The 566-nt window shown below is 76.5% G+C and carries 1 protein-coding gene; it reads right to left on the bottom strand.

Features of this window, described 5'->3' with window-relative positions; all coding sequences use genetic code 11:
- Nucleotides 1-79: 79 nt before the first annotated feature.
- The coding region (locus PROKR_RS31525; RefSeq protein WP_245605782.1) for a PadR family transcriptional regulator at nucleotides 80-566 on the bottom strand (487 nt) is incomplete at its 5' end.

The raw sequence follows: 566 nt of genomic DNA, 5'->3' as shown, positions 1-566 counted from the left end.
GAGGCGGTCGCCGCGGCCGTCCGGGGCGAGGCGCCGGTGGTCCGGCACGCGGGCGACCTGGTGGGCTGAAGCCTGGCGGTCAGGCTTCGGGACCCTCGCCCGCGAGGGTCAGGTAGACCTCGCGGCGGGTCTTCTCGAGCAGCTTCGTGACCGCGGCCACCTGCTCGGGCGTCCCGGTGCGGGCGACCTGCTCGACGGCGTCGGCCAGGGAGCGGACCTCGTGCCGCAGCTCGCGGCCGTGGCCGTGCCCGACCTGCTCCCACGGGGTGCCGAGCTCGTCCTTGTGCTGCTCGACGTAGGCGGTGCCCTCGTCGGTCAGCGTGGCGAGCTTGCGGCCGCCGTCCTCCGAGAGGATGACGAGGCCCTCGTCGGCGAGCAGCGACAGCGCCGGGTAGACGGCGCCCGCGCTGGGGCGCCAGCGACCGTCCGTCCGGTCGGCCAGCTCGCCGATGATCTGGTACCCGTGCATCGGCTGCTCGGCGAGGAGCAGCAGGATCGCGGCGCGGATCTCACCGCGGCCGGCGCGGCGCGGGCCGCGTGAACCGCGGCGTCCGCCGCCGTGGGGG

This window comes from Promicromonospora kroppenstedtii DSM 19349 (assembly GCF_000515355.1).
Taxonomy (GTDB): Bacteria; Actinomycetota; Actinomycetes; order Actinomycetales; family Cellulomonadaceae; genus Promicromonospora; species Promicromonospora kroppenstedtii.
Note: the sequence above shows the minus strand (reverse complement) of the source record. Positions and strands in the feature narration are given on the sequence as shown.